7 protein-coding genes and 1 pseudogene are annotated in these 6,252 nt (G+C 64.0%); 3 read left to right on the plus strand and 5 right to left on the minus strand.

The features are described from left to right. Positions 1-122 (plus strand): annotated as a pseudogene (locus VNC39_RS09325) (IS1595 family transposase); the annotation flags it as partial. 60 nt (positions 123-182) lie between these two features. On the opposite strand, the gene VNC39_RS09330 reads toward VNC39_RS09325, so the two are convergent. The 4 genes from VNC39_RS09330 to VNC39_RS09345 form a co-directional block, all read right to left on the minus strand. Next, positions 183-971, minus strand: a complete 789-nt coding sequence (locus tag VNC39_RS09330; RefSeq protein ID WP_325398468.1) for a tyrosine-protein phosphatase — start codon at positions 969-971, stop codon at positions 183-185. Next, positions 971-1,678, minus strand: a complete 708-nt coding sequence (locus VNC39_RS09335; RefSeq protein WP_325398470.1) for a hypothetical protein — start codon at positions 1,676-1,678, stop codon at positions 971-973. The genes VNC39_RS09330 and VNC39_RS09335 overlap by 1 nt, the downstream gene beginning before the upstream one ends. A 391-nt stretch (positions 1,679-2,069) precedes the next feature. Then, positions 2,070-3,494, minus strand: coding sequence for a pyruvate kinase (pyk, locus tag VNC39_RS09340; RefSeq protein ID WP_325398472.1), 1,425 nt, complete (start codon positions 3,492-3,494; stop codon positions 2,070-2,072). Positions 3,495-3,510: 16 nt separating this feature from the next. Next, positions 3,511-4,605 (minus strand): glycerate kinase type-2 family protein, encoded by a 1,095-nt coding sequence (locus VNC39_RS09345; protein ID WP_325398474.1) that lies wholly within the window; start codon positions 4,603-4,605, stop codon positions 3,511-3,513. Positions 4,606-4,656: 51 nt separating this feature from the next. Between VNC39_RS09345 and VNC39_RS09350 the strand changes: the two genes are divergently transcribed. Together VNC39_RS09350 and VNC39_RS09355 are read left to right on the plus strand one after the other, a co-directional pair. After that, the gene (locus VNC39_RS09350; protein ID WP_325398476.1) at positions 4,657-4,965 is read left to right on the plus strand and encodes a DUF1244 domain-containing protein; all 309 of its coding nucleotides are present in this window, start codon (positions 4,657-4,659) and stop codon (positions 4,963-4,965) included. A 54-nt stretch (positions 4,966-5,019) separates the two neighbouring features. Beyond that, a complete protein-coding gene (locus tag VNC39_RS09355) occupies positions 5,020-5,283 on the plus strand; it encodes a DUF2312 domain-containing protein (RefSeq protein ID WP_325398478.1) in 264 nt (87 codons plus the stop codon). A 157-nt stretch (positions 5,284-5,440) separates the two neighbouring features. Here the strand turns inward: VNC39_RS09355 and VNC39_RS09360 are convergent, their stop codons facing one another. After that, a complete protein-coding gene (locus VNC39_RS09360; protein WP_325398480.1) occupies positions 5,441-6,166 on the minus strand; it encodes a glutathione S-transferase in 726 nt (241 codons plus the stop codon). Between the last annotated feature and the right edge of the window lie 86 nt (positions 6,167-6,252).

A 6,252-nucleotide genomic window follows, 5' to 3' on the forward strand; every position in this document is an offset into this window, starting at 1 on the left:
ACGGCATCCCAAAAGCCAATTTCCACCTCTTCCTCAAGGAATGCGAGTGGAGGTTCAACGACGGCTCTCCCGCCCAGCTCTTGAAGCAGCTCAAGCGCTGGGTCAGAAAGAATTCAACCTAACATCTGGGACAGCCCCAAAGTTTTTGCGCCGCTTTTTTTAAAAAGCGGCTGCTTTCTTCCTTACTCTAAAACAAGATCGCGGAACGCGTGCAGTTCCGGCGCCGACACCCCAACGGCCTGGGTCAGATAGGTTTCGACGCCGCCGAACTCATCGTCGATGGCGGCGAAGGCGGCTTGCAGATAGGCGGGCCGGGCCTCGGCCAGCGGCAGGACCGTGGCGATGTCCAAGGTCTGGCCGAAGGCATGTTCCGCCCAAGCGGCCATTTGCGGCGCTTGTGCCTCGGCGGCGAAGAAGCGCGAGGTCTCGACATAGTCGGCCAGAATATCGTCGCGGGAAATGCCGGCGGCGGCGAGCAGCATGGCGGTGAAGAAGCCGGTGCGGTCCTTGCCGGCATGGCAATGGACCAGCAAGGGCAGGGCGCCGCCCCGCAAAAGGTTCGAGAACAGGCTGCCGAGTTGCGGGGCATAGGCGCGCGGTTTGCGGCGGTACAGCGTGTCCATGGCCAGGCGCGCCCCGCGCGGCGTGGGGTCGCGGAGGATCAGTGCGAAGATCTTGGCCGGGCTGGCATCGGTGCCCTCGAGCCCAGGCAAATCCAGATGGCGGTGTAAACTCTCCCGCGGCCAGCGGGACGCATAGCTTGCCTGCTCCGCTGTGCTGCGCAGGTCGCAGACCAGGCGGATGCCGCACCCCGCGAGGCACGCGACATCCGCCTCACTGAGGCGGGATAGCTCACCGGAACGATAGAGAATGCCGGGTTTCAGCCTGCGCCCATCCGCCGCGGGGAAGGGCGCGACGGCACGGAAATTGGGGGCGCCGCCGAGCAGTGCCGGCGGCACGTCAGGCAGCATTATTGGCTCGCCGCCGCTGTCTTGGTTTGGGTTTTGACCTTGGTCGTGGTCTTGGTGACGCTGTGCTTGACCGCGACATGCCGGTAATGTTCGTGACGCACCACATGCTTGTCATCGGCCGCCACGGTGGCGCTGGCGACCTGCACCGTCGCCGACGCGCCCGGCGCCGTGTCGGTGACGAAGCGGTTCAACTGGTCAGGCGTCTTCAGCGTCGACACGGCCGTGTATTCGGCCTCGCTGTTGAGGCAGAAAACGCGGCCCTGGCCGATGCCGCTGATCGACTGGTTGTTGGCCAGCAGCGTGATGAAATCATCTTCCATCTTCTGCCCACTATAAGGACCGCTCGCCTTGCGGAAATAGGCGTCCATGACATGCTGTTCGGCCAGGATATGCGGCTGGAACGTGGCCATGAAGGCATCGTACTTGGTCTGGTCGGCGCAGGAGAGGGCGGCGACCATCAGCGCGGATTTCAGGCCGATGACGTTGAACGCCTGCTGGGCCCGCTCTTGTTCGGCGGCGGTGAAGTGGATGCGCGACGAGACCGGCGGCGGCAAGGTCACCTGCGTGGCATAGAGATGGCCGACCGGCTGCACGGGAGCGACGGCCTCTACCGGCGGATGCCGGCCGCAACTGGTCAAAGCCAGCATGACGAGGCCCGCTGCCAGGCCTGTCACGACTTTGTTCTGCTCCGCTCGCGTGAAATCCACTGTGAAATGATCCTTCCCTGTCATCGCGCCATTCAATACAGGCAAAGCAGGTGAGAACCAAGCTGGAATCCGTCGAAAGCCGGTTCTCTAACTCATTTAAATTAAACGATTTTTGAGGTCAGCCGCAAAACGTGATCGGGCAGGCGGTAGGCAGCAGGCGACCGCTCCCTGGAAAAATGGCGCGTAAATTTTTGTTCATTTGGGCCCGTGCCGATGTAATCAGCACGGCCCGAATGAGTAAAGGCTTTTTGTGATGTCCTGTTCACAAAAAGGAGCGGTTCCGTTTTTCTAGGCAAAAAAGTTAGAGGGCGATTCAGATTTTAAGTCGAAACCGTGAAATGGTTCGACTTAAAATCATCGCGCTCTAGAAGCGCGTTAAAGTCATCGCGCTCTAGAGGCGCGCCACGCGGAGGGCGTTGGTCGTACCCGGCTGGCCGAACGGCACGCCGGCGACCACGACGATTTCGTCGCCCTTGTTGGCGAAGCCTTCGAGGCGGGCGATCTTCACGGCATTGGCCACCGCGTCGGACATGGAATGCACCTCGCGGGTGACCGCGGCATGCACGCCCCAGACGGCGGCGAGGCGGCGCGCCACGGTCTCGCTGATGGTCAGGCCCAGCACCGGGCAATCCGGCCGCTCGCGCGCCACGCGCAACGCCGTGGAACCGGATTCGGTGAGCGCCACGATGGCCTGCGCGCCGATCGTGCGCGCCACCTGCACGGCGGCGGCGGCGATCGCATCGGCCGAGGAGTGTTCCGGCGCCGGGCGCTTGGCATCGATGGCGCGGCGCCAATCCTCATCGCGCTCCACCCGGGCGACGATGCGGTCCATCATGTTGACCGCCTCGCGCGGATACTGGCCGGCGGCGGATTCCGCGGAGAGCATCACGGCGTCGGCGCCGTCGAACACCGCGGTTGCCACGTCGGAGGCCTCGGCGCGGGTCGGCGCGGGGGCGGTGATCATGCTTTCCAGCATCTGCGTCGCCACCACCACCGGCATGCCGCGCTGCTGCGCGGCGCGGATGATGCGCTTTTGCGCGATCGGCACGTCTTCGGGCGGCAGCTCGACGCCGAGATCGCCGCGCGCCACCATCACCGCATCGGCGGCGTCGAGAATGCCGTCGAGATTTTCCAGCGCCTGCGGCTTCTCCAGCTTGACCATGACCAAGGCACGGCCGGCGGCGATGGCCTTGGCCTGGAGCACGTCTTCAGGGCGCTGCACGAAGGACAGGCCGATATAGTCGATGCCGAGCGGCAGCACGAATTCGAGGTCGGCGAGGTCTTTCTTCGTCAGCGCCGGGATCGGTAACACGACGTCGGGAACGTTAACGCCCTTGCGGTCCGACAGCACGCCGCTGTTGAGGATTTCCGTCATCAGATGATCGTCGCGCTTGCGCACCACGCGCAGGCGCAGCTTGCCGTCATCGAGCAGCAGCGTGGCGCCGATCTCGGCGGCGGAAATGATTTCCGGATGCGGCAGGCAGACGCGGCGGGTGTCGCCGGGGGCCGGGTTCATGTCGAGCACGAAGCTCTGCCCGGCCTGCAGCTGCACGCGGCCGGACTGGAACTGGCCGACGCGCAGTTTGGGGCCCTGCACGTCGGCGAGAATGCCGATCGGCCGGCCGAATTTTTTCTCCACCGCGCGGATCGCCTCGATGCGCGCGGCATGGTCCTCGTGCGAGCCGTGGGAGAAATTCAGGCGGAACACGTCCGCCCCGGCCTGGAACAGCTGGCCCATCATTTCCGGGGTCGAGCTGGCCGGCCCCAAGGTGGCGATGATTTTCGTGCGGCGATGGCGGCGGAGACGTTCGGTCATTTTCGGTACTGAGTCCTCAATTGATCAAGATAGCGCGGATATCGTTTACATTCGTCATGGTGGGACCGGTCATCACGAGATCCCCCAGCGCTTTGAAATAGCTGTAGCTGTCATGGGAATTTAAAAATTGCGTGGCATCCAGGCCCAAGGCCCGGCCGCGCGCGAGCGTGTCCGGCGTGATGATCGCGCCGGCCGCGTCTTCCGTGCCGTCGATGCCGTCCGTATCGCCGGCGAGCGCGGAAATGTTTTTCGCGCCGTTCAGCGCGATCGCGAGGCTCAGTAGGAATTCGGTGTTGCGTCCGCCGCGGCCGGGCTTGCCGCTGCCGATGGTCACCGTGGTCTCGCCGCCGGAGAGCAGCAGCATCGGCCCGGTTTCGCGCAAGGCCAAGGCGGCCATCTCACGGCCGAGTTCGGCGGACTCGCCCTCCAGCGCGTCGCCGAGGATCTTGTAGGGCATGGCAGCCTTTTTGGCGGCGGCCTCGAGCGCCATCATCGGCGTGGCGATCATGCGGTAGTCCGCGCCCTCGTACCAGGTCGGGCCCGAGCCGATGATCGCGGGGGAATCGCCCGGCACGTCGGAGATCGCCAGCGTGACGAGCTTGGCCGGCGCGCAGGCGGCGGCGAGCTTGCCGCCTTTGACCGCGGAAAGCTGCGTGCGGATCCGGTTCATCGTACTGATCGGCGCGCCCGAGGCCAGCAGCGCCTTATTGACGAGCTTCTTGTCCTCAAGCGTGAGGCCGGGCGCCGGCAAGGTGAGCAGTGCCGAGGCGCCGCCGGAAATCAGCGCGATCACCTGGTCTTCGGGCTGCAAATTCTGCACGGCCGCCATGATTCGACGGGCGGCGGACTCGCCGGCTTCGTCGGGCACGGGGTGCGCGGCTTCGAGCACGGTGATTTTTTGCGTCGGAGTCTTGTGACCGTAGCGGGTCACCACCACCCCTTCGAGGGCAACATCCGGCCAGGCGGCTTCCAGCGCCGCGGCCATTGAGGAGGCGGCCTTGCCGGCGCCAATCACGATGTTGCGGCCTTTGCCGGGAGCGGGAAGGTGCGGTTTGAGAGAAAGAGCAGGGTCGGCGGCCGCTATGGCGGCCTGGAATATGGCGCGAAGCATATTAGCGGTATGGTCCTCCACAATAATCCCTCTATGGCAGGAGCCGGAAACATGAGCAAACCTACCTTCGATGCCGCGACCACCGAAAAGCTGGAAGCCGCGGCATTCCGTGCGCTGGTCGCGCATCTGCGCGAGCGCACCGACGTGCAGAATATCGACCTGATGAATCTCGCGGGGTTTTGCCGCAATTGCCTGTCGCGCTGGTATCGCGAGGCGGCGGAGGGCATGGGGCTAACGCTCGCCGATGCCGAGGCGCGCGAGATCGTCTACGGCATGCCCTACAAAGAGTGGCAGGCGAAATACCAGATGCCGGCCAGCGGCGAGGCGGCGCAGACGTTCAAATCGACGCCGGGGCATTGACGCTGAGGGCAAGGCCGCTCTATCCCCGCGCTTCCTCGAGCAACGGAGAGCCCCATGGCGCTTGACGCGACCACCGATGACAAGCCCACGAACATCGCGGGAGAGCGGCTGCGCAGCATCGTCGAGCGCATCGAACGGCTCGAAGAGGAGCGCAAGGCGCTCGCCTCCGATATCAAGGACATCTATTCCGAGGCGAAATCGGCCGGGTTCGATGTGAAAGTCCTGCGCCAGCTGATCCGCATCCGCAAGCAGGAGCCGGCGGAGATCGAGGAGCAGGAGACGCTGCTCGACGTGTATCGCCGCGCGATCGGGATGTAAGTTAGAAAGCAGCCGCTTTTTGAAAAAAGCGGCGCCAAAAACTTTTGTTTATGCTGGGCCATGGGCGGTGTCAGCGACAACGCCCATGGCCCAGAGTCATAAAGTTTTTTTGCAACGTTTTGTTCACAAAAAATAGCGCTTACTTTGATCTTTTCGCTTAAGCCGGCGGCTGATCCAGTTCGGGGTAATGCCGGAAAATGCCCGACTCGTTGAAGGCGACCCGGCGCTCCGATTTCAGATAGGCGGCGATGCGCGGCCGCCGGCGCACCGAATCGTGGAGCTTGGCGAGCGCCGGATACTCGGCCGCATAGCCACGCATGGCGCGGGGAAAGGCGTAGCGCAGCCCTTCGATCAGTTGGAACAGGGACAGGTCCACGTAAGTGAGGGCCGGCCCGAAAACATGTGCCGGCCCGTGCGGGTTCTGCTGCAGCGCCTCTTCGAAATAGCCGAGATATTTGGGCACGCGGTTGGCCAGGAACGCGGCGGCGCGGGCCTTGGCCGGCTCCTTCTGGTCCTCATAATAAAGGTCGCCGGAGATCGGGTGATGCGTGTCATGCACCTCGGCGACGATGTCGGTGATGGTGAGCTGCAGCCCGTGCAGACCATGCCGCCCGGCCTCGTCCGTCGGCGCGAGGCCGAGCCTGGGGCCGACATACATCAGGATGTTGGCGACGTGCGGGATGAGGAGATCGCCAGTTTTCAGGAACGGCGGGGCGAAGGGGGCGGGTGCTGCCGTCGGCCGCTGCATGAGCTTCATCATCGCCGCGGTGCCGTTCGGGTGGCGGGCCATGTCGGCATAGGCGACGCCCGCCTCCTCGAAAGCCAGGCGGACGAATTCACCGCGCCCAGGCAATCCGCTCCAGTAATAGAGTTCGTACTCCATGGTGGCCTCCTGAAGAAAAGGACACTGGGCCAACGGCGCTGAAACCGGCAGTGCCCAAACTAACAAAGTTTTTTTGCTTCTTTTTG

This window comes from Acidocella sp., from assembly GCF_035535915.1.
Taxonomy (GTDB): Bacteria; Pseudomonadota; Alphaproteobacteria; order Acetobacterales; family Acetobacteraceae; genus Acidocella.